This is a genomic window from Flagellimonas sediminis, assembly GCF_010500845.1.
Taxonomy (GTDB): domain Bacteria; phylum Bacteroidota; class Bacteroidia; order Flavobacteriales; family Flavobacteriaceae; genus Flagellimonas; species Flagellimonas sediminis.
In genome coordinates this window covers 365,094-388,664 of the sequence record NZ_JAAAMI010000004.1, presented here as the reverse complement: position 1 = coordinate 388,664, position 23,571 = coordinate 365,094, and the positions used below count along the sequence as shown (strand labels likewise).

19 protein-coding genes, 1 tRNA gene and 1 pseudogene are annotated in these 23,571 nt (G+C 41.2%); 15 read left to right on the top strand and 6 right to left on the bottom strand.

The window, feature by feature from the left end:
• Positions 1–28: 28 nt before the first annotated feature.
• A complete protein-coding gene (locus GTK07_RS10795; protein WP_163635249.1) occupies positions 29–1,171 on the bottom strand; it encodes an acyl-CoA dehydrogenase in 1,143 nt (380 codons plus the stop codon).
• Between the two features lie 236 nt (positions 1,172–1,407).
• Here GTK07_RS10795 and nhaD point away from each other — a divergent pair, with 236 nt between their 5' ends.
• Genes nhaD through GTK07_RS10770 form a run of 5 tightly spaced genes read left to right on the top strand, consistent with a single transcriptional unit; the run spans position 1,408 to position 6,033 of the window.
• Positions 1,408–2,793, top strand: a complete 1,386-nt coding sequence (nhaD, locus tag GTK07_RS10790; RefSeq protein WP_163635248.1) for a sodium:proton antiporter NhaD — start codon at positions 1,408–1,410, stop codon at positions 2,791–2,793.
• Positions 2,794–2,852: 59 nt separating this feature from the next.
• Positions 2,853–3,545, top strand: coding sequence for a MotA/TolQ/ExbB proton channel family protein (locus GTK07_RS10785; protein ID WP_163635247.1), 693 nt, complete (start codon positions 2,853–2,855; stop codon positions 3,543–3,545).
• Positions 3,546–3,554: 9 nt separating this feature from the next.
• Positions 3,555–3,941, top strand: a complete 387-nt coding sequence (locus GTK07_RS10780) for an ExbD/TolR family protein (protein WP_163635246.1) — start codon at positions 3,555–3,557, stop codon at positions 3,939–3,941.
• Positions 3,941–4,822: an energy transducer TonB gene (locus GTK07_RS10775; protein WP_163635245.1), complete on the top strand. Its 882-nt coding sequence runs from the start codon at positions 3,941–3,943 to the stop codon at positions 4,820–4,822. Before GTK07_RS10780 ends, GTK07_RS10775 begins: the two co-directional genes overlap by 1 nt.
• Positions 4,822–6,033, top strand: a complete 1,212-nt coding sequence (locus GTK07_RS10770; protein WP_163635244.1) for a bifunctional folylpolyglutamate synthase/dihydrofolate synthase — start codon at positions 4,822–4,824, stop codon at positions 6,031–6,033. The genes GTK07_RS10775 and GTK07_RS10770 overlap by 1 nt, the downstream gene beginning before the upstream one ends.
• A 9-nt stretch (positions 6,034–6,042) precedes the next feature.
• Here the strand turns inward: GTK07_RS10770 and GTK07_RS10765 are convergent, their stop codons facing one another.
• From GTK07_RS10765 to GTK07_RS10750, 4 genes are all read right to left on the bottom strand, one after another.
• Complete coding sequence (locus GTK07_RS10765) at positions 6,043–6,771, bottom strand: LytR/AlgR family response regulator transcription factor (RefSeq protein WP_163635243.1); 729 nt, start codon at positions 6,769–6,771, stop codon at positions 6,043–6,045.
• Positions 6,772–6,800: 29 nt separating this feature from the next.
• On the bottom strand, positions 6,801–7,823 hold the full coding sequence (locus GTK07_RS10760; protein ID WP_163635242.1) for a sensor histidine kinase: 1,023 nt from the start codon (positions 7,821–7,823) through the stop codon (positions 6,801–6,803).
• A gap of 9 nt (positions 7,824–7,832) precedes the next feature.
• Positions 7,833–8,171 carry a DUF4907 domain-containing protein gene (locus tag GTK07_RS10755; protein WP_163635241.1) on the bottom strand — a complete coding sequence of 113 codons (339 nt, stop codon included), beginning with the start codon at positions 8,169–8,171 and terminating at the stop codon, positions 7,833–7,835.
• An 82-nt stretch (positions 8,172–8,253) separates the two neighbouring features.
• Positions 8,254–9,249 carry a Kelch repeat-containing protein gene (locus GTK07_RS10750; RefSeq protein ID WP_163635240.1) on the bottom strand — a complete coding sequence of 332 codons (996 nt, stop codon included), beginning with the start codon at positions 9,247–9,249 and terminating at the stop codon, positions 8,254–8,256.
• Positions 9,250–9,472: 223 nt separating this feature from the next.
• Between GTK07_RS10750 and GTK07_RS10745 the strand changes: the two genes are divergently transcribed.
• From GTK07_RS10745 to istB, 8 genes and pseudogenes are all read left to right on the top strand, one after another.
• Positions 9,473–10,804 (top strand): DUF4270 family protein, encoded by a 1,332-nt coding sequence (locus tag GTK07_RS10745; protein ID WP_163635239.1) that lies wholly within the window; start codon positions 9,473–9,475, stop codon positions 10,802–10,804.
• A complete protein-coding gene (locus GTK07_RS10740) occupies positions 10,794–12,038 on the top strand; it encodes a BamG family beta-barrel-assembly machinery protein (protein WP_163635238.1) in 1,245 nt (414 codons plus the stop codon). The genes GTK07_RS10745 and GTK07_RS10740 overlap by 11 nt, the downstream gene beginning before the upstream one ends.
• A gap of 117 nt (positions 12,039–12,155) precedes the next feature.
• Positions 12,156–12,230, top strand: a tRNA-Val gene (locus GTK07_RS10735).
• A gap of 231 nt (positions 12,231–12,461) precedes the next feature.
• Entirely contained in the window at positions 12,462–13,733 is a 1,272-nt protein-coding gene (locus tag GTK07_RS10730; RefSeq protein ID WP_163635237.1) for a site-specific integrase, read from the top strand.
• 384 nt (positions 13,734–14,117) lie between these two features.
• The gene (locus tag GTK07_RS10725) at positions 14,118–14,684 is read left to right on the top strand and encodes a BfmA/BtgA family mobilization protein (protein ID WP_163635236.1); all 567 of its coding nucleotides are present in this window, start codon (positions 14,118–14,120) and stop codon (positions 14,682–14,684) included.
• A gap of 252 nt (positions 14,685–14,936) precedes the next feature.
• Positions 14,937–16,673 carry a carboxypeptidase-like regulatory domain-containing protein gene (locus GTK07_RS10720; protein ID WP_163635235.1) on the top strand — a complete coding sequence of 579 codons (1,737 nt, stop codon included), beginning with the start codon at positions 14,937–14,939 and terminating at the stop codon, positions 16,671–16,673.
• 44 nt (positions 16,674–16,717) lie between these two features.
• Positions 16,718–18,262, top strand: coding sequence for an IS21 family transposase (gene istA / locus GTK07_RS10715; RefSeq protein WP_163635234.1), 1,545 nt, complete (start codon positions 16,718–16,720; stop codon positions 18,260–18,262).
• Between the two features lie 19 nt (positions 18,263–18,281).
• Positions 18,282–19,019, top strand: a pseudogene (gene istB / locus GTK07_RS10710) (IS21-like element helper ATPase IstB).
• 270 nt (positions 19,020–19,289) lie between these two features.
• On the opposite strand, the gene GTK07_RS10705 reads toward istB, so the two are convergent.
• Positions 19,290–20,912 (bottom strand): T9SS type B sorting domain-containing protein, encoded by a 1,623-nt coding sequence (locus GTK07_RS10705; RefSeq protein ID WP_163635233.1) that lies wholly within the window; start codon positions 20,910–20,912, stop codon positions 19,290–19,292.
• A gap of 76 nt (positions 20,913–20,988) precedes the next feature.
• Between GTK07_RS10705 and GTK07_RS10700 the strand changes: the two genes are divergently transcribed.
• Both GTK07_RS10700 and GTK07_RS10695 read left to right on the top strand, forming a co-directional pair.
• Positions 20,989–21,381, top strand: coding sequence for a hypothetical protein (locus GTK07_RS10700; protein WP_163635232.1), 393 nt, complete (start codon positions 20,989–20,991; stop codon positions 21,379–21,381).
• Between the two features lie 23 nt (positions 21,382–21,404).
• Positions 21,405–22,988 (top strand): trypsin-like serine protease, encoded by a 1,584-nt coding sequence (locus tag GTK07_RS10695; protein WP_163635231.1) that lies wholly within the window; start codon positions 21,405–21,407, stop codon positions 22,986–22,988.
• The last annotated feature ends 583 nt before the right edge of the window (positions 22,989–23,571 follow it).

Sequence of the window (23,571 nt, the reverse complement as noted above, 5' to 3'; positions counted from 1 at the left end):
CCTCTATTTGGAGGGGTATGGTTTTCTTTTAGTCTTTTAAGATGCTTCTTGATATGACAATTTTCTGTATTTCTGAGGTTCCTTCGTAGATTTGGGTGATTTTAGCATCGCGCATGAACCGCTCCACATGGTAATCCTTTACAAAGCCATTTCCACCATGGATCTGGACTGCTTCCACTGCGGTTTCCATGGCTACTTCGGAGGCGTACAGTTTTGCCATGGCCCCGGATAGGGTATAATCATTTTTGGCATCCTTGTCGCATGCCGCCTGGTAAACCAAATGTCTTGCTGCCTGAATTTTGGTGTGCATATCGGCCAATTTAAAAGCAATGGCCTGATGGTTGGCAATCTCGGTGCCGAAAGCTTTTCGTTGCTTGGAATATTGCAAGGCCAGTTCGTAGGCGCCTGCTGCTATTCCCAATGCTTGGGCCGCAATCCCTATTCTTCCGCCTGCCAAGGTCTTCATGGCGAACTTGAAGCCAAAGCCATCTTCGCCTATACGGTTTTCCTTCGGGACCTTTACATCGTTGAATAGCAGAGAATGCGTATCACTGCCCCGAATGCCCAATTTATTTTCCTTGGGCCCAACCTCGAACCCTTCCATGCCTTTTTCAACAATTAGGGCATTGATCCCATGATGTCCCTTTTCAATATGGGTCTGGGCAATTACAAGGTACACCTCGGCACGGTTACCGTTGGTTATCCAGTTCTTGGTACCATTCAATATATAATGGTCGCCCTTGTCTATGGCCGTGGTTTTTTGTGATGTGGCATCACTGCCCGCTTCTGGTTCGGACAGGCAAAATGCGCCGATAATCTCACCAGAGGCCAATCGGGTCAGGTATTTTTCCTTTTGGGCTTCGGTGCCGAAGGTTTCCAGTCCCCAACACACCAATGAGTTGTTCACGGAGACCATTACTGAGGCAGAAGCGTCTACTTTGGATAGCTCTTCCATTGCCAAAACGTAGGACAGCGTGTCAAGACCGCTACCTCCATACTTTTCATTCACCATCATTCCCAAAAATCCAAGTTGTCCCATTTTTTGGACCAGCGCATCAGGAAAGGTTTGGGTTTCGTCTCTTTCTATTACGCCCGGCAAAAGCTCGGTTTGGGCAAAATCCTTTGCCGCTTGTTTGATCATTAACTGCTCTTCGGAAAGTGTGAAGTCCATAAAACTGAAAAATAACTAAAAACGGTCTACAAATATAGTCTTACAATAGGAATTTTACATCAATAGATAGTATAAAATGAGAATGATTTAATTTTTTAAAAGGTAATTGCTTACAACATCTCATTTTTACAATAATTTATACCAATAAGATTATGCGGAAAAACTCATTTTGAATATCTTTAGCACCACAGATAGCTACTCAAAAAAAATAATTCCTTAATTAAACCAAACTTAACATGGAAACCCTCTTAGTTGTTGTTTTTGTCGTTGGATATTTGGCAATCACCCTCGAACACAACTTAAAAATAGATAAACTTATTCCCGCATTGGCCATGATGGCCATCCTCTGGGCCTTGATAGCCTTCGGATTGGACGGGTTTACCAGCTGGTTCAATTCCAGTGAACACCATTTGATGGAAGACTTCAATACGCTGGGTCATCCCGAAAAATTGGAGCTTTTGGAAGAAACCTTGCTCCATCATTTAGGTAAGACTTCCGAGATTTTGGTGTTCCTTTTGGGTGCCATGACCATTGTGGAGATCATTGATTATTTTGATGGATTTTCCACTATTAAAACTTTTGTGAAGACTAGGAGCAAGAAAAAAATCCTATGGATTTTTTCTTTTCTAGCGTTTATTCTTTCGGCAATCATCGATAATCTGACCGCTACCATTGTTTTGATCTCCATCCTTCAAAAAATCATCAAGGATAGGGATACTAGGATTTGGTATGCCGGTTTGATCATTATTGCCGCGAATGCGGGAGGGGCTTGGTCTCCTATCGGTGACGTAACCACCACCATGCTTTGGATCGGTAAAAAAGTAACCACTGCAAACTTAATTGAGCATTTGTTGTTACCATCCATGTTGTGTATGATCATCCCATCACTCATTGCTTCGTTTTTGCCTGTTTTCAAAGGTCATATCGATGCTGAGGAGGAAGAACCGCCAAAATCTAGATTTGGAGCCAAAATGTTGTATTTAGGTTTGGGTGCCATCATTTTTGTGCCCATTTTTAAAACGATCACGCACTTGCCTCCCTATGTTGGAATGATGTTGTCACTTGCTGTGGTTTCTACTTTTGCGGAAATATTCAGTAGTGCTAAATTCTCCATTTCCAATGTAGATGAGGAAAGCGATGCGGCATCCCATCATAGCCCGGTGCATAAAGCCTTGACCAAGATCGAACTGCCCAGTATCCTCTTTTTCTTGGGAATCTTGATGGCTGTGGCCGCCTTGGAATCATTGGGCCTGTTGTTCAACTTTGCGGAAGGATTGAAACAGGGAATGCCTATGATCGGAACAGAAATGTCCAGTACCCATGTATCTGATTTGGTTATCCTGTTGTTGGGTGTTGGGTCTGCGGTGATTGACAACGTACCTTTGGTGGCTGCTAGTTTGGGCATGTTCTCCGAACCAATGAACGACCAGTTGTGGCACTTTATAGCCTACTCTGCAGGTACCGGAGGAAGTATGTTGATCATTGGATCGGCAGCCGGTGTTGTAGCCATGGGCATGGAGAAAATTGACTTTTTCTGGTACTTGAGAAAAATTTCGTGGTTGGCCTTCCTTGGGTTCATCGGTGGAGCGGCCTGTTTCATGATCTTGCGAAATTTATTCTAGATAAAATACTTTAGGTCAAAAATCTCCGTTATTATTGCAACTAAAATTGGGGATTCTATATGATTATTTTTCAAGAAGCAGCGGAGGGCGCTGAGGCAATGGCCTCTATTTCAGAAGAAAAGACCCTTTCCGTGATGGATCTTATTGTTAATGGGGGTACGGGAAGTATTGTGATTATCCTGGTGCTTTTTGTCCTTCTATTCGTAGCATTGTACATTTATTTTGAACGAGTTTTTGCCATAAAGGCGGCGTCGAAGATCGACAAAAACTTTATGAACCAGATTCGTGACCATGTCATGAACGGTAAATTGGAAGCTGCCAGATTGCTGTGCGCGCAAACCGATTCGCCTGTTGCCCGTCTGATCGAAAAAGGAGTTGCCCGAATTGGCAAGCCTTTGGATGATATCAATACGTCCATCGAAAATGCGGGAACACTAGAAGTCTACAAATTAGAAAAGAACGTAAGTGTTCTTGCAACGGTTGCAGGTGCCGCACCCATGATCGGGTTTTTGGGTACCGTGATCGGTATGATCTTGGCCTTCCACGAAATGGCTAGTAGCGGTGGCCAGGCCGAAATGGGCTCCTTGGCATCTGGTATCTATACCGCCATGACCACTACGGTGGCCGGTTTGGTTGTGGGTATTATCGCCTATATCGGGTATAACCACTTGGTGAACAGGACCGATAAGGTGGTGCACCAAATGGAAGCCAATGCTGTAGAGTTCTTGGACTTGTTGAACGAACCCCTATAGTATTTCGGTATGAAACTAAAGGGAAGAAACAAGGTAAGCCCAGAATTCAGCATGTCGTCCATGACAGATATCGTATTTCTGTTATTGGTCTTCTTCATGTTGACATCCAATGCACCAAATGCCTTGGATTTACTTCTGCCCAAGGCGAAAGGAAAATCTACCAACACACAGAATGTTTCGGTTACCATCAACAAAGACCTGAAGTATTTTGTGAACAACGAGCAGATCAATAAAGAATACATTGAAATTGAACTAAAAAAGGCACTTGAAGGTCAAGACAAGCCTACTATCATCTTAAGGGCAGAAGAAAACGTGGCCATCAAAGAAGCGGTCAACGTGATGGACATTGCCAATAGGAACAATTACAAGGTTATCTTGGCTGTGCGGCCAAAATAATGTCATTTTTAGATACGAGACACAAGAAAAAATCCTTCACGCTCACAACACTTTTGTTGAGCGGGTTACTGCTTTTGCTCTTCTATATAGGTCTTACCTATTTAGACCCTCCCATTGAGAACGGTATTGCAGTAAATTTTGGCACCATGGACTTTGGAAGTGGTGAAGTACAGCCCAAGGAAAAAATCAAATCCGAACCCAGGGAAGTGGTCAGTGAACCTGTTAAGCAGGTGGAGCCTGTGCAACCACAGGAATCGGTTGCCGAAGAAGCTCCGGTGGAAAAGGTATTGACCAGCAACGACGAGGAATCCATAAAAATAAAACAGCAGCAAGAAGCCAAACGCAAGGCGGATGAAGCTGCTGAAAAGGCCAAGGCCGAAGCAGAACGTATTGCCAAGGAAAAAAGGGATGCCGAGGAAAAGCAACGCCAGGAACAGGAGGCCAAGAAAAAGAATATAGATGCCTTGATCGGTGGTATTGGCAAATCTGATGGTACCGCCACAGGCAGCGAAGGAGATGACAACAAGCCTGGCGATAAGGGTAATCCGGATGGTGACCCCTATGCCACTACCTATTATGGTGCCCCTGGAGCCGGAAATGGTACTGGTGGTGGTTATGGTTTAAACGGAAGGTCTTTGCAGAGCAAGGATGTAGTGCAACAAAACTGTAATGAAGAAGGCAGGGTTGTGGTACGCATTGTTGTGGATAGAAATGGCAGGGTCATAGATGCACAACCAGGGGTTAAAGGAACTACCAACAATGCACAATGTTTGTTGGATCCCGCAAAAAAGACTGCACTTACATACCGTTGGAACTTGGATTCCAATGCACCCGCCCAACAAATAGGTTTTGTGGTGATCAATTTTAAATTGGGGCAATAGTGACCTATAAGGAAACCTTGGACTGGATGTTTTCCCAGCTCCCCATGTACCAGCAAAAAGGTATTGTGGCCCTGAACGCCAAATTGGATAATATCATCCAGTTTTCCGGTTATTTGGGTAATCCTGAGCTAAAGTTTAAGAGCATTCATATCGCAGGGACCAATGGTAAGGGGTCCAGCAGCCACATGTTGGCCTCCATTCTACAGGAGGAAGGCTACAAGGTTGGTCTATACACCTCGCCCCATCTCAAAGATTTTAGGGAACGGATCAAAATCAATGGTAAAGAGGTCGATAAGGATTTTGTAAAGGATTTTATTGCCAAACACAGGACCTTTTTGGAATACCATAAACTTTCCTTCTTTGAGATGACGGTGGGAATGGCCTTCACTTATTTTGCGGAAGAAAAAATTGACATTGCTGTGGTAGAGGTTGGATTGGGCGGCCGATTGGATTCCACCAATATCATTGCTCCGGAAGTATCCTTGATCACCAACATTGGGTTGGATCATACCCATATTTTGGGCGATACCCTTGAGAAAATAGCATTGGAAAAAGCAGGAATCATCAAACCCGGTGTGCCTGTTGTAATCAGTGAACGACAACCGGAAACGGAAACAATTTTTACCTTGATCGCCAAGCAACTTCGATCCAAGATTGTATTTGCCGATACGTTGGATCAACTTGAATATACTACCGACTTGCTTGGAGATTATCAACAGAACAACATGAGGGGGGTTGTGGCCACCATTCAACAATTGGAGCATTTAAAAGTTTCAGAAAAGGCCATATCCTATGGATTGAAAAAGGTAGTTGCCAATACAGGACTTATGGGCAGGTGGCAGATTTTGCAGCGCGATCCGCTAGTTGTTTGCGATACCGCTCACAATAAGGAAGGGTTACAATGGGTGATTCCACAAGTTGCCAAACAACCACACAAGAACCTCCATATGGTATTGGGGTTTGTGAATGACAAGGATATAAAAGGGGTTCTGAAGCTATTTCCAAAGAACGCCCATTATTATTTTGTTCGCCCGAACATATCCCGTGGGTTGGATGTGGATTCTTTACATAGATTGGCAGAGGAGGAAGGGTTGAAGGGAAGGACCTATACATCTGTAAAAAAAGGATTGAAAAAAGCCCTTGCCAATGCTTCAAAGGATGATGTGGTCTATGTTGGAGGCAGCACCTTTGTGGTCGCCGAAGTCGTCTAGGGGACTTTTTTAAAGTCCCAGCTGGTGGAAAAAACTGGATTTGTAACTTTCCCCGATGGGAATCCTCATATCATTGATCACGATGCGGTTTCGCTGAACCGTTCTAATACAGCTGATGTTCACTACGAAGGATTTGTGTACCCTTAAAAATTGATGGTTGGGAAGCCTGTCCAAAATCTCCTTGAAACTCATCAAGGTAAGGATGGCCTTATTGGTGCCTGAAACATGGATTTTCAGATAATCCTTCAGTCCTTGTATATACTCTATGTCATCTAGTTCAATTTTCACGCTTTCGTATTCCGCCTTTACAAAAATGTATTTTGGGGCAGGTACTGCAGCTTCGCCATGCGAAGGAAATACATTGTCGTTCACGGTTGTTTTTTTATAGGCCATGATTTCCTTGGCCCGAGAAATAGCCTTAATAAACCGGTTGTAAGGGATAGGTTTTACCAAATAGTCAATGGCATTCAGGTTAAAACCCTCCACGGCATATTGTGAGTAGGCTGTGGTAAAAATGAACATGGGGGTATTGTCCAGCGAAGTGATAAAATCTATCCCATTGATTTGGGGCATTTCAATATCGCAGAAAATGAGGTCGATTTTTTTCTCCTTGATCATGGAGATGGCTTCCAGTGGATTGGTGAACGTGCCTTCCAGTTCCACAAAATCCAGTTTTTGGCAATAATCCATCAAAACATCGATTGCCAAGGGCTCGTCGTCAATAATGATACACTTCATGGGGTCACTTGGTTAGTTGCAACCTATCGTTACAAATTCAGGTTCAAATCTACTGTGTACGTTTCTCCGTCGTCCGTAATCTGTAGTTTGTGTGAGTTGGGATAGAGCAACCGTAAGCGGTTTTTGACGTTCTCAAGTCCCACACCCGAGTTTTTGGTTTGTTTTCTATGTGCTCCTATTTTGTTTTCCACCCTTAGGTGTATGTTCTTATCGCTTATCTGCAGCCCAATGTTCACATAGGTTCTGCCCTTGTAGTCGGTACCGTACTTGAATGCATTTTCTATAAAAGATATGAAAAGTAAGGGAGGAACATCTTTTCCCCGCTCTTCCCCCGAGATTTTTAACTTAACATTGGCACTATCGGACAGTCGCAACCGCTGTAACTGCACATAGTTCTTGATGTACTCCAGTTCCTTTACTAATTTAACCTTATCCTTGTCGGCTTCATAGAGCATATAGCGCATGAGTTCCGAAAGGGAAATAATGGCTTCCGAGGTATTGGGCGCCCCCTTAACCGACAGGGAATAAATGGCGTTGAGGGAATTGAACAAAAAATGGGGGTTCAATTGTGTTTTCAAAAACTGAAGTTCTGAACTCACCTTTTCATTTTCCACTTTTTTTCTCAAATCTTCATTTTTTCGCCATTCCACATAAACTCTGAGTAAAGTACTTATGAAAAAGGGAGTGCTGAGACTCAACATCATGATTACTTGTCTTGCCCATTTTCCATCCCTGAAATCCTCATTTCTGTGGAAACCTGGCGGAAGTTTGGGTTCAAACGAAAAATTCATGTTTATGACAACTCCCAATATGATAATGATGGTCAGGCAGATAATCACGTATTGCCATGTATTTTTTTTGAGAAGGAATCTAGGGACCAGTAAAAAGTAATTGGTATAGAACAGTATAATAGTAAGTACCAATCGAATGGGTAAATCAGGGGGCAACTGCCTCAACTGGAAAAAGAAGGGTAAAAGAAAGAATCCATAGAACAGGGCCCAAATGGAAAAATGGACAAAAAATATCTGTATGTGCCTTCGCTCTATGGTCATGATATTTGGTTATTGATCCGAGAATACAACTCCCAGTTCCGCTAGTTCTTCCACTGAAATTTGAGGGCTGATCCTGTTACGGATTTTTTCCACGATCAAATTTGCCACTTTTTTGGCATCTTTTACGGATCTAAATGTTTGATAACCCTTCACTGCCGGAATAAATTTCTGTTGAACCAACAATTTTTCTCCGCTGAAGATTTGGTAGCCATAACCATTTTCCACTTTGATGATTTCTTTCCGCAAAGTGGTCTGGTTCCCTACATTGTCAAAAGATAGATGTGTGGCCCCATAAAGAAACAATCCAAGGGTCAAGATGGTTGCAATAAGCTTGGTAATGTTCTTCATTATTATTGCCTTTTTACTGGAATGGGGCCAAGATTTAACCCATGGCCCCGGTAACACAAACTAAAACTGACTGGTTTATAAATTAATCTTCGTCATCATATTCATCAAACGGGAAGAACTCGTCCAGGTCATCCAAATAAAGAGTTCCGGTACGGCCCATTCCTATAAAGGCCCTAGATGAGTTTGAGAATGCAATGGCGTCTTGTCTTGTAGATCCCTCGAAATTTGTTTTTTGTTCCCAGGTATCGGATGATGGGTCATATTCCCAAACGGTGTTGGTGGCTCCTGACTGTTCACCACAGGCAATGTACCCGTAACCGTTAAGTTCAAAACCTACCGCATTGCTACGGGCAACATCATAGTCGTCTTCCTCATCAAGGTCCAATTTTTTGGTCCAGGTTTCGGTGGTTGGATCAAAGGCCCAAAAGTCATCCAGATACACCCCGTTGGAAACCCCGGTCCCCAAATAGACCAATCCGTTTATGGTAAAAGTGGTGGCAGACCTTCTCTTGTTTCCGCCAAAACCTTCCAATTCGGTCCAAGTGTTGGTAGTAGGGTCATATTTCCAGAAATCCTTTAAGTCGTTTTCCCCGTCATAACCGGTTCCAAAATATCCATATCCGTTGGCGCCAAAAGCCACGGCACTTCTTCTTTTCGTATCAGGTAATGAGGCAATGGCGGTCCAAGAGTTGCTAGATGGGTTGTAGGCATAAAAATCACTAAGTTCGTCAACACCGTCATAACCTGACCCAATGTATCCGATGTCATTGACTTGGAACCCAACGGCGGCATTTCTGGGCACGCCTGGAAAATCGGCCTTTTGGGACCAGTAGTCACCTTCCATATTATAGGACCAAAAAGATTTCAAGTAATCATCACCGTCGTACCCAACTCCCATGTAGCCTATATTGTCAATTACGAAACCGGACACACTGCTCCTAGGGCTTCCGTCGAACACGGAACGGTCTATCCAGTTCCCTAAATCATCGTCATCGTCATCGCTGGAACAACTATTAAAAGAAAGGATGGATAGCGCAAAAAGGAAAACCGGTCTATAAAACTGTACTGCTTTTTTCATGCCTGTCATTTGAATTTTTTCCAAAGGTAATTTTGAACGGATAGGGGTTGAAAGGGAATATATGAAGGCCATGTTTTAACGTATGAACAGAGGGAAATGATCTATGAACCAGTAGTGGGGTTTGGTCGTGAGATTTCGAGGCTTTGTCTTAAAACTACAGGGGTTGGTCTATCGACATTTTAAGGGGTCGGCATTGCCTTTACTTTAGCGGCAAATTAAAATTATGGAAAGAATCTTGGGGCTTTTGATCATTGTTATGTTAATGGTAGTGTCTTGTAGTTCGGATAACCTCAACTCCTCCGATTTTTTGGCAGGAGAGCAATTTACTGACAGTAATTTAAGGGTCATCTTGGTGGATACCCTTACAGTAGAAACTTCCACAATAAAATTTGACAGTATCGTAACCAGCGAATCAACAAGAATTTTGGTCGGCAAATACACCGATCCTGTATTTGGAACGGTAAGAACTTCCAGTTATATGGGTATGTTGCCATCTTCCTTCAGTATAGATTCTGAGGCGGACTATGACAGTATAAACCTGTATCTGAAACTGGATTCCTATTATTATAACGATACCCTCCAGACCAATACCATAAAGGTGAAGCGGCTCACCAAAACGCTCAAACCAAAAGAAGACGATTACATTTACAATACGGATTCTGCCGAATATTTAGAAGATGACTTGGCAGTTTACACCTATACCCCTCGTCCAACTGCGGGCGACACCTTGGAGATTCGACTTATGGATGATCTTGGGATTGACCTGTTCTCCAAAATTCAGGGGAAGGATATCACTACGTCTGACCAGTTCAGGGACTATTTTAGGGGAATTGCCTTGTTGCCCGGGGATGATGATAATGGGTCCGTAATCGGATTTTCAAAGACTTCAGGAGCTAGTTTTATACGAATTTATTTTAGTACTGCTGAAGAGGACGAGCGTGTTCAGGATTATTTGGACATCAATTTGGATGCTACCTCAGACCCGGTGCCCTTCTTTAACCAAATATTGGCTGAAAATCCGATTACTCCCCTACAAACCTTGACCAATAAGGAAATCAATTTAAGTAGTGCAGATGTGGATAATTTGAGTTTTGTACAATCCGGCATTGGCATTACGACCCGCATACAGATCCCATATTTAAAAACGCTTTACGATATTAAAGGTCAAGGAACTCTTTTGGATGCGGTGCTAAAAATAAAACCAGATGAGGGAGCTTATAATGATCAGCTTATTCTTCGTGATACGATGTCGGTTTACATTGTGGACCAGAACAACGACCTAACCTCCCAATTGTTGATTCAGGACACCAATCCTGTATATGGCATTTTGAACAGGGATGATGAGGAGTTCAACAATATTTACTATGAGATTTCCTTGGGCAGTTATTTGGAAGAATTGCTTACTGCCGATAGGGATACCGAAGATGCCTTGATCCTACTGCCGGATAATTACAACTCAACCGTTGATCGCTTTATCCTAACTGGAATGGATGGCTCCAAATTCAGTACGGTACTGGAACTTATTTATGCAATTTATGATGAAGATGATGAATAGGATATTACCCATGGCCATTTCTTTTCTGTTCCATGCCATGGTGATGGCCCAATCCGAAGGATTGACCAGTTCCCCATATTCCCTCTACGGATTGGGGGTAATCAACCAGACCAGTATTGGCAAGACCAATAGTATGGGGTACTCCGGAATCGGACTAAAATCGACCACGGATATCAATAACCTGAACCCTTCCAATTATTCCCTTATCCCCAGGCATTCCTTTTTTTATGATATTGGTGTAGTGGGCGAATTCAATAGTTACAGCAACCGAGGTGACAACGAATCGAAGACCACCCTGAATTTTTCCAATCTGGCCATTGCCTTCCGGATTGCGGACCGCTTAGGGGCAGGGGTAACCTTGGTTCCCTACAGTGATGTGGGTTATACTTTGTTGGGTTTGGTGAGCAACATAGAGGGCTCCAATGAAACGTTTGAAAGCAATGTGGCAGGTATAGGCGGTTTGAATGACCTAAATTTCAATTTGGGTTATGGCATCACGGAAGATTTGAGAGTAGGGGGTAAAGCCTCCCTTCTTTTTGGGAACATTGAAGAATCCGAAACCTTTACCATCAGTAACAGTTATTTTGAACTCAACGAAACCACCAATTACAGTGGACTGCGCTTAGGTTTGGGCATGCAATGGGACATTTTTGATAAATTGACGTTTGGTAGTACGGTTCAGTTGCCGGTCAAACTAAAGGGAAATCTGACCAGATCTGTTTATAAAACATTGGATGGGTCGTCCATTACCGTAGAAGATGAGGAAGGGGACAATGTTTCCGATTTTAAACTTCCGTTGGAACTTGGTTTCGGAATTAGTACTAGGATCAAGGGGTCCCTTACATTAACGGCAGATTATAAGCGAAATGAATGGGATACAACCCATCAATCCGAAAGCATCGGAAGTTATAGGGATCAAGATATCTATGCTTTCGGCGCAGAGTTTCAGAGGAATCCAAAGGGCTTCAAATATGGACAACGCATTCGCTATCGTGTTGGATTTAACTATGACAATGGTTATCTGGCGATTAACGACAACAAGATTGATGGATATATCATTACGGCAGGAATTGGTTTTCCTGTGGGGTTCGCTACCAATTCGGCAGTCAACCTTTCCTATGCTTATGGGTCAAAAGGGCAGGTTCAGAATATTTTGGTAAAGGAAAACTACCATGCCCTTACCTTAAACTTGAGTTTGGAAGATCTTTGGTTTAGAAGGCGTGTCATTGATTAGCAAGGATGTATCATTTATAATAAAAAAAGGATAAAAATATTTTAGCTGTTTTTGCATTTTTCTTTTTAGGAATTCAAAAACTATTTTATATTTGCACTCCCATTCAGGAAATTGAATGGGCGCTTAGCTCAGCTGGTTCAGAGCACCTCGTTTACACCGAGGGGGTCGGGGGTTCGAATCCCTCAGCGCCCACTTTTAGAGTTTAAATAAAAACAAAACCTTGTATATCTTATTGATTTGCAAGGTTTTGACGTTTTTGGACCCTCATTTGATTTGGTCTGATTTGATATGTTTTGGTTTGTAATTCGGTTAGTAAATTTTTTATTGAAAAGTGTTAACCGAATAAGCTTTTAAACAACTAAATTACAGTCACTTAGTATTTGACTTTCGTAGGTGAATTTCGTTCAATTTAACACAAAACCTATGAGAACCCGGTCAACATTTTCAATCAGTTTCTGGATCAGTACTTCCAGAATGGAAGACAACACTGCAAAGATTTATGCCCGAATTACAATTAATTCGCAAAGGGCAAACATGAGCCTGAAGTATACCATACCAACGGAAATTTGGGACAGCAAGGGGTCAAGGGTTCTGGGCCGTACCAAGGAGGCCCAAGAAATTAATACCTATTTAATGGAAGTCGAATCTGAGCTTTTTCAATGCTATAGGGAACTTCGATCTAAATCTCCTCATATCACTCCGCAGATGGTCAAAGCTCGATATTTCGGTGAAGACGAAAATCAAATTACGTTAAAGGCTTTATTTGAATATCATAATTTACATGGTGCCCACGCCCTTGGAAAAGCAACCTTAAGTCATTATAAAACCACTCAGAAGTACTTGTTATGCTATTTGAAAAAGCAATACAAATGTGATGATTGCTGTTTGTCACAGTTAAACCACCAATTTATAGTTGGATTTGAAACCTACTTGCGCAAACTGCATCCAATCCATCATCATGGGAGACTTTCAAACAACGGGGCGATGAAACACATTCAGCGTCTACGGAAAATGGTTAGAGTGGCATTACACAACGAATGGATTGAAAAGTATCCTTTTCAAAAGTTCAAGATCAGGATTGAAAGAAAGGAAAGGGAATTTTTAAACATGCCGGAACTACAAAAAATTCAAGATTATCATACAGGAATAGAGCGGTTGCGAATTGTAAAGGACTTATTTGTGTTTAGTTGCTATACTGGTATAGCCTACTGCGATATAATGAACCTGTGTGAAGATAACCTGGTTAAGGGAATAGATGGTAGATATTGGATAAGCTCAAAAAGATTAAAAACTAAAAACAGTTTCAAATTGCCATTAATGGGTCCGGCAATTTCAATAATTAAGAGATATCAGTATCATCCCAAGCGGAAGCCTGAAAAGTTGTTGCCTGAGATTTCCAATCAAAAATTGAACAGCTATTTAAAGGAAATTGCAGATGCATGCGAAATCAAGAAGAATATTACCTTCCATATGGCCAGACATACTTTTGCCACTACAATTACTCTTAGTAATGGCGTGCCTATAGAAACAGTCTCTAAAATACTTGGTCATACAGAATTGGCAACTACACAAATTTATGCTAGAGTATTGGATAGAAAAATAAGTAAAGATATGAGTGGGCTGGAATCAATTTTGGAATCAATGTTTTCTGATACTAGAGGCGATACTGGGAGTTTTGGAAATTCAGAATTTTGAGTATTGGAGTTTATCAATTAAATCAATCAAGTATTCATTATTAGTCCTAAATCTTACCCAAACTTTTGCACAAGGATCCTGATTCAATTTTATAGTGTTCGGCAAGATAAGCGTTAAGGAAAATTGAAATAGGGGGCAACCCACAAAGTGCTTTGGTAAAAGTTTTCTTTTTAGTGTCGCCTTGGCGACTCTAAATGGAAAAGCAAGAGGATAGCGCGCTAAAGCGACGCTATTGATTCATTTTCCTTCGGAAAAGCCCTGTTTGTAGGGGGTTTTGGAAATGGTTGTTTTCGGGGACCGCAAAATTTATTGTTGCAAAAATGCTGTCAATACCCTTAAACTCGGGACAAAATTGTAACAATTGTACACTTAAGACAAGTAAATATGGACGATTTTAGAGCAGTACGGATAAAGAAAAGGACATTATCAAGATTTAAGGTCTTTTCAAAAAAAGTGGGCAAGAGTTATTCCCATACCTTGGATATGGTCATGGACTTTTTTGAGTGGCATGGGTTTTTACCGTCAGAACGATTCGAAAAGAGCATTGGTCAAGAAATCATCAAGAACAGGAAACGAACAGATGCGGTCATTGCCATTATCAGGGATATTGAAAAGAACCAGACACTTCCTACCATTGGTATGATGCGGGCTTTGTTCAACCAAGAATTGGACAATGATGGGGAAGGGGATGATTTCCTTGAGGATATGATCGAAAAGAACCCACCAAAGCCATACCCTGTGTTTGAAGGCGAAACAATGATTCCCAGGATCAAGTATGAACATTTGGAGGAAAAGGCAGCCTCACTTCAAACAGATTTAAAGGATATCCTAGGAAAGGTAAAAGTGGTCAAGGGCAGTTTTGGGAAGAGCTATCTGAAGCTTGAAATAACGGAGGGGAGGTTGGAACGATATAAACTTGAAGCCAATAGGCCTTTGGATTCTCTTTATTGATATTAAGTATGTGCCCAATCAATAGATAAAGTTGCCTCGCTCAGTAGTATCAGTTTGGTAAGTTTTGGGACGCTTGCAGCACTTCACTTCGTTGCGTTCGCTGAGGCTTTGAAATTCACACTGCCTCATTCAATGATTGATTTCAAGTTAAATTAAATGAAACCAATTCATAGAAATGTAAAATTTATTAGCATTTGAAATTAAAAACTAATAGTTTAGTTGAACTAAATATTTAGTTTAAAATTAGATTGAATGAAATCTTACTTAATTTGCCTCTTCTCTTTTGTTTTTTGTACATCCGTAATCAATGCCCAAGAGTTTCATATTAGAGGTAGGGTAATTGACAGTATTTCCAAAACACCCTTGGAAGCTGCAACAGTCCATACCGAAACATTGTCCGATAGTACTTTAATTCAATATGCAATAACGGATGTTGATGGTAGATATAGTATTGAAGGAAGGGCCGTTCATAGGAAGATACGAATAGTCTTTTCTTTCAATGGCTATAAAACAATTGAAAAAATAATAGAGCCATTGCCCAATACCAATATTGGCTTAGTGTCAATGGTCGAACAAGCTGAAGAATTGGAAGGTGTCAGTGTTACTGGGAGAAGGGCACCAATAACAATCAAAAAGGATACTTTGGAATTTAATGCCGCATCTTTTAAAACAAGGCCAGATGCCACGGTAGAAGAGGTCTTGAAAAAACTCCCCGGAGTTGAAATCGACAGCGATGGCAGAATTACGGTCAATGGGAAGGAAGTAGATAAGGTTTTGGTCAATGGACAAGTATTCTTTAGCAGTGATCCAAAAGTTGCCACAAAGAGTCTGCCAAAAGAAATCATCAATACTATTCAGATAACGGATACCAAAACAAAGGAACAGGAATTTACCGGAGATGCAGGAGATGGAAATACCAAGACCATTAACCTGACTTTGAAGGAAGACAAGAACCGCGGATATATGGGAAGGCTTTCTGGGGGTTATGGAACTGATGATAGGTATCAAGCTAATGGTTTGATGAATTATTTTAACGATACTGAAAGAATAAGTCTTATTGGAAGTAGTAATAATGTGAATAATCCCGGGTTTTCATTTGATGAAATCTATGAAATGGTTGGAAGTGCTAGAAGTGGCGGTCTGAGTTTTAATAATAATGGAGGTTTTTCAATAGGCAACCTATCTTTTGGGTTTGGTCAGGGAATAACGACTTCATCGACATTGGGTGGTAGTTATGCCAATCAAGAAAAGAATGTTTATGAAATGGACGATAACTATTTTTATACATACAGTGATTCCCAAAATGAAGAAAGAACATTTCGTGAGAATCTATTGCCGGACAACCATTTTTTTACGGAAACCGAATCCAATTTTGATGGGAATACCAGTACGAACCAAGGAACGGCTAATCTCGAATTTGATATAGACAAGTCATTAAGAATCACGGCGAAACCAAGTTTGAACTTCAATAGAGCAAGGTCAACAGATTATAATTTATCTTTAAGTTATGATGATGACCAGGTTATCAATCAAAATATTTCTCAGGAAACAAACGAAGCTTATCAAAGAAAGTTTTCAAATGAGATACGGATTATGAAGAAATTGGATTCATTGGGAAGATATGTAAGTTTAGTATTTGAAAACCAAAATGATATTAGCGATGTAACATCAAAGCTTTATTCCCAAAGGGAGATTTTTGGGTCGAACCCAAGTTTTGAGTTACTGGATCAACAAACATTGATCAACAGTGCAAATGATCGATATAATATTAATGTGAGATATCGACAACCATTGTCCAAAAATTTAACTATGGAGTTTGGATATGGATTCGAAAATTGGTTTCAAACAAACACTCGAACAATATTTGAAAAGAACCCTACTAGAAACGCCGGACATAGTATACCACCTTCGCCGGGCCAAAGTGGGCATAGCTGGCTGGTGAAAGTGAGCCACCCGCGCCGGATGAAAGTGAGCCACTTTTGGATCTGATCTGTGTGTAATGTGCCAAAGGTCTTTTTTTGTGAAAAAGGACCATGGCGAACAAGCAGATAGACATGCGAAAAATAAAACGGATATTCAAGCTCCACACCTCGGGTGTGAGCAAACGGCGGATAAGCCAGCAGTTGGGCATCTCCAGCAACACTGTGGCCAAGTACATCGATTTTTTCAAGCGTTACCGCCTGACGGCCTATGAGGTGGAGAAGATGACCCTGGAGGAACTGCACGGCCTCTTCAAGGCCGACCAAAGGCCAAAGAGCCCAAAACTGGTAGAGCTACAGCGGTACTTTCCCTACTTTGACAAGGAAATACGGAAGACCGGGGTGACCCGACAGTTGCTGTGGGAGGAATATTATGCCAAGCATCCCGATGGGTTCAGGCTCTCACAGTTCAAGTACTGGTACGCCGAATGGCAAAAGGAGACCTCCCCCGTGATGCGGATGGAGCACAAGGCCGGCGACAAGCTTTTCATCGATTTTACGGGCAAGAAGCTCACCATTGCCGACAGGGACACCGGGGAGCTCAAGGAACTGGAAGTGTTCGTCTGCATATTGGGCAGAAGCCAGTATACCTACGTGGAGGCCTGTGCCAGCCAGAAGCTCGAGGACTTCATCCGCTGCACCGAGAACGCACTATGGTTCTACGGCGGTGTGCCGAGGGCACTGGTGCCCGACAACCTTAAATCGGCCGTTACCAAGAGCAGCCGCTATGAACCAAAGGTCAACGAGGTGTTCGCCGACTTTGCCGAGCACTACGAAACGGCGGTCCTTCCCACGCGCACCTATAGGCCAAGGGACAAGGCCATAGTGGAGAACGCCGTGCGCATCATCTACACAAGGGTGTTCGCGCCCTTACGGAACGAGACCTTCCACAGTGTGGCCGATATCAACACCGCAATCCGGGAACTGTTGGAAAAGCACAACGACATGTCCTTCAGGGGAAGGGAATACTCCCGACGTTCACTGTTCCTCGAGGTGGAAAGCCGGGAACTGATGCCCCTGCCCGAAAAACGCCATGAGATAAAACGGTACGCCCAGGCCACCGTGCACAAGAACAGCCATATCTACCTTGGCAGGGACAAGCACTATTACAGCGTGCACTACAGGCATATCGGCAAACAGGTAAAGCTCGTCTATACCGACAGTATGGTCGAGGTCTACCACAAGCATGAAAGGCTGGCCGTGCACCGAAGGAACAGGAAACGTTACGGCTATACCACTTTGGCCGAGCACATGCCCTCCCACCACCGCTTCGTCAGCGAATGGAGCAGCGAAAGGTTCATTGCCTGGGCCGGAAACATAGGGGAAAGCTGCCAAGGCTACATCATGGCCATATTGGACAAGAAGCAGCATCCCGAACAATCCTATAAATCCTGTCTTGGCGTACTGCACCTTGCCAAAAAATATGGCAGGGACCGTCTTGACAATGCCTGCAGGAGGGCAACCGAATACGGTGCGTACAATTACAACATGGTCGAGCGTATCCTAAAAAAAGGCTGGGACAAGCTTGATGAGGACACCGATGAAAATCTGGAAATGCCCGAGCACCAGAACATACGGGGCGGAAAATATTATGAATGAGAACACTTAAATACCACATATGAACGAAAGGACAATACAACAGATGAAGGAGCTCAGGCTCCATGGCATGCACAGGGCATTTGAAACGACCTTGGGCCCCAACGGAACGTAAACCGACTATACCAATGACGAGATCATTGCCTACCTCGTGCAATGCGAGTGGGACGACCGTCACAACCGCAGGATAGAACGCCTGACCAGATCGGCGCGCTTTAGGTACGCTGCCGTTATGGAGGCGGTGGATTACAGGCCTTCCAGACAATTGGACAAGAACCAGGTACAGCGCCTTGGTAACTGCGATTTTATCAAAAAGAGGGAGAATGTCCTCATTACCGGGAGCACCGGGGTCGGCAAGAGCTATCTGGCCTCGGCCATCGGCCATCAGGCCTGTTCCATGGGAAAAAAGGTCATGTACTTCAACACGGCCAAGCTCTTTACCATGTTGAAGACCTCAAAAGCGGACGGTTCCTATCCAAAACAGATAGGCAAGCTTGAAAAACAGGACCTACTGATACTTGATGACTTCGGGCTAAAGCCACTGGACAACATCAACAGGCATGCGCTCATGGAGATAATCGAGGACCGCCACGGACAGAGATCGACCATTATTGCATCACAATTGCCCGTATCAAAATGGCACGACATCATCGGGGAGAGAACACTGGCCGATGCCATACTCGACCGTTTGGTGCATACAGCACACAGAATCGATATAAAAGGTGAATCGATGAGGAGAAAATTGAAAAATAAGAACTAAGTTTAACCCACGGACAGGTCAAATCCAAGCAGTTGATTTACACTGCTCACTTTCATCCGGCGCGGGTGGCTCAGTTTGGCCGGCTCATCCAGCCTGAACAAGATGCTCATAAAGTTCAACAACTTTTTCTATTGTATTAAAAGTTGATTGATAGTTGAGAGAACTGGCAATTATAGCTGAATTATTACTACTTGTATTATTGTAAGTGTTAAAACGGCTTTTTCAGAGATTGTCGATTCTTACTAATTAAAATAATTAACTATGGCACTTTCATCTTTTCAAAGTAAAATGATTTTTAAAGGATTGTCCATTATCTAGTAATAATTCGAACCAATAATCTGAAGAAGGTAAAATCTTACCATTGTATATCCCATCCCATCCTGCACTTTTTGAATCAAGGATTTTTAAAAATTTACCGTATCTATCATAAATTTTGATTCGACCATTGATGCCCAATGCATCAAAATTTATATTCCACAGGTCATTAAGCCCATCATTATTGGGAGTGAAGAATTTTGGGTAATCTACAACAACAATATCAGATGTTCGATTACCGCATCCATTAATATCCGTGACTTTCAATTCATAAAATCCTGGTGAAATATTGCCGAAGGAATTTGATTGTTGAGGGATACCATCATCAAGTTGAAAAAGGTAATCACCAAATCCTTGAACATGAATTGTCAAATTTTGGTCATTGGAAAAGATATTCCCTTCGAGATTGTAAGTAAACTCAAAGGGAGCCGAGGATGATTCGACTTTTGTGGAATAAAACTTTGAACAACCAGAGGGATTTATTACCTCCACTGTATAATCACCGGATTGATTCGCAACAATGAAACTACTGTTCTCCGAGTTTAAGATTGTGTCATTATAATACCAATTGAATCTATAATCCAACTCAGCGATTTCTGTATCAATTATGGGAAAAGGTGAGATATACCTTCCGGTTTCGTCTGAGCAAATAAAATATTGGTTTAGTAATTTTGGTTCGTTATAACTTTTATCTATATCAATGTAAAGAGATGAATCCAAAGTATTATCTCCTCTGTTAGCAAGCACTATTTCCACGAGATATTCTTCACCAGGTATAACATTGGCTTCTGCTATCAAAGGTATAGTCATACCATTTGAAGCAATTGAACCATATCCAAGTGGAATCTCCTTGTAATAGTCAGAAAAGCCTAAATTGCTACAAGTTAAATTGTCGTGAATACTGTGAAGCCCCACCTCTGTTATACCATCTGGAAGGAGTGCAATATTCTTTGATCCATGACTAAATTCAATTTCTGGAGTAGAAGTATCATTGTCGTGATCAAATGTATCAGGCAAAATTCCGGGCCCCTTAATTAAAATTGCAAAACCATCCTGTAATTCGTTCATTCCATTGAAACATTCAATATTATTGACATTACCGTAGCTTTCGGAAGCAAATATATACCTAATAGAAAATTTATCGGTTTGAGGAACAACCCAAAACTTTGTTGAAATATGGTTCTGTGTACTCACCGAATTGCCCATCCTATTATCCAATATTTCGTTGATTACAGCATATTGACCTGTTCCCGATGAAGGAGAGGAAGTTTGCTCGAGATTTAGGTTGGGACCAACTTGATTTATAGCAGTTCCAGTTGTCAACAATATTCCTTTCTCGAAAGGAAATGAAGTGCTTCCTTTTTCAAAATACCCATATGATTTATTGTCTCCACTAAGCAAGGTACTTTCGTGGATTACTGTTCTACAATCAGATGATAATAAACCATTTACTAAATTGGGAAGATCTAGTTTGGAGTAAATTGAGTTTGGAGGGTCTATAAGTATAGATTGGGAAAACAGATGTTGTCCATTTAAAGCAAAGAAAAAAAAGCCTATAAAATACCCGGCTGACCTCATCGATACAAAATTTTCAAAATAATTGTAATGATAATCTTACAATAAATAGCTTTTTTGCTTAAATTTATACAAAAAAATGAAAATATACTTTGTAATTCTATTAATGCTTATGGTATCCTGTGGAGAAGATAATAATTCTTCGAAACAACCTGACTGTTCCAACATTGAAAAAGTTATTGACTTAAATGATTTTATACCAGCAACGATAAAATCTGTGGATAGTGGTGAAAGATTTTATAATGGAATTGAGCAGTACTTTGAAGTTGATGCAGAAATTTATATGCCTTCACTCTTTTCGGAGATGGGAGAAAAATATATCCGAATTTTCCCTGTAAGTGAAGTAATTGGAAGCAGTTCAGGTGAAGTTGAAATTTCTGGCAGTGTCTTTAAATGCTTAACTGGAAATCATGGTTTAGCATCTAACGATTTATTCGAATTTATAATTATTGACAATTTGATAATCAAGTAACCATTAACTTCAAATACAGATTTATGAAGACAAGATTACTATCAAGTTTATTCATCATTTTTTGGTTTGTTTCCTATGGACAAGTAAATATTATTGGGGGCAATGACACGACAATTGAAAACCATCCATGGCAAATTTCGATTAGGGACGCTAATACCAATGCACATTTTTGCGGTGGATCAATACTAACACCAGAATGGATTTTAACAGCTGCACATTGTGTAGACGGTCAGAACCCAGCAGACATAGAAATTGCTGCTGGAATAACTATGAGATTGGATAATGTGAATGGTCAATATAGAAATGTAGCACAAATTATTGTACACCCTAATTTTGATAGTTCTACACTTAACAATGACGTTGCCCTAATCCGATTGACCGCACCTTTAAATTTTAATGCTACTGTTCAACCCATTCAACTTACCAATAGTGCCGGTCATTCAAATGCTGGTTTAATTGGTACGCTATCTGGTTGGGGCTATACGACCAATAATGGACCGGTTGCGGATCAATTACAAGCCGTTACAATGCCGATAATTACTAATTCACAGGCGAATGGAATAAACACAGGAAGCAACAATGTCAATAATAACATGATTGCTTTTTATCAAGCAGGTTCTTCTGCGGCTCCAGGTGATAGTGGGGGTCCGGCAACTGTATTGTCTAATGGGTCAAGGTTTTTAATAGGTTGTAGTAGTTGGGGTGAAACACCCAAAGATCAAAAGCCAACTATATATACCAAACTTTTCAACTATAGGAGCTGGATTCAAGGTTATGTTCCAATTCCAAGCATAAATGGTCCGGAATGTGCTTGTTCGACACCTAATAGTACTATAACACTTAATAACACAAATGCGACTACAGTAAACTGGAATCATTCTTCAAATATTATTTCTGTTTCCCAGAATAATAGTCAATTTGTTTTTAAAGCTTTGAGTGGGACTAGGGGCAATGGTTGGGTGACTGCCACGTTCAATGGAAATGTTTATAGACATGATTTATGGATCGGAGCGCCAAATGCTCCTTCTACACTTTCTGGTCCATCTGTTGTTTTAACCGGTGCAATTGTGAAATATAATAGTTCCATTGCTCCCGGTGCTTCAAGTTATGAATGGAGATTGCCATATCCCTTTGATGTTGTTAATCAAATAGATTATTTTGCACAGAATTGGCAAATGACCCCAACTACGGGTCGGTATTTAAGCGCATTTACAGGTTATGCCGGAACATCAGGATTAGTACAGGTATGGGGGAAAAATATTTGTGGTAATGGTGGTGCGAAAACAATGAGTGTTTCTCATGGTTCAGGTGGTGGAGGTGGAATACCTTTGCAAGCGAATCTAATTGATGAAAATCTCTTGGGTATAGGGACAAGAGGATACCCAAACCCCGTGGATAAAGATTTATATATACATATTCAGAATAGAGAGTCGGCTCCAATGGTTTCTGTATACTTAAATAGTATTGACGGTAGGCTTGTATACTATTCAGATTACAAAAGTATAAGTAGTATTGGGGTATCAACATTACCAGAAGGGCAATACATCTTGACAATTGATACAGGATTGGAAAGAAAATCAACTAATATTATAATAAAACATCACTAGTTTTTTGCTTTAATTCTATAGATTTTGGCTTTTCTAATTTTAAGCACTTTCGTAACTAAAAAGGGCTAAAAATATTCGAATTCTAGAGAATATTGGATACATTAAGTTTGTCCTTGAGTGTTGATTTTTCGTGCGATGTTCTTTATTGGGGCCATTTTTAGAATTTCGGTCGTAAAATATTGATTTTTAGTAATTTAATATTCTGATGTTTCATTGGCGGTAAAACAAATAGATTTCAATATTTTATGATTAAATTTGGCATCTACGAAACAAGTTTACGAAAAGTGATCTGTAATTCGGTTAGTAACAAAACATAGGCAAGGAAAAACCCAACAAACATAAGGGTTGGCAAAAGAGGTTCGAATCCCTCAGCGCCCACAACCAAAAAACGGTCAAATCATTTGATTTGACCGTTTTTTTTATGACCCACTTCTAATTCTGAACATTCTCCTAATTGTTAAAAATAGCATCAAGATTTTCTGAAGAAATTAGCGTTAGATAATATTCCAAGTCATTGATTGTTTGGACAATCTTAAAAATTGGAGGAGCGTATCCAATTCATTAAATGAACTTTTGTCCCCAT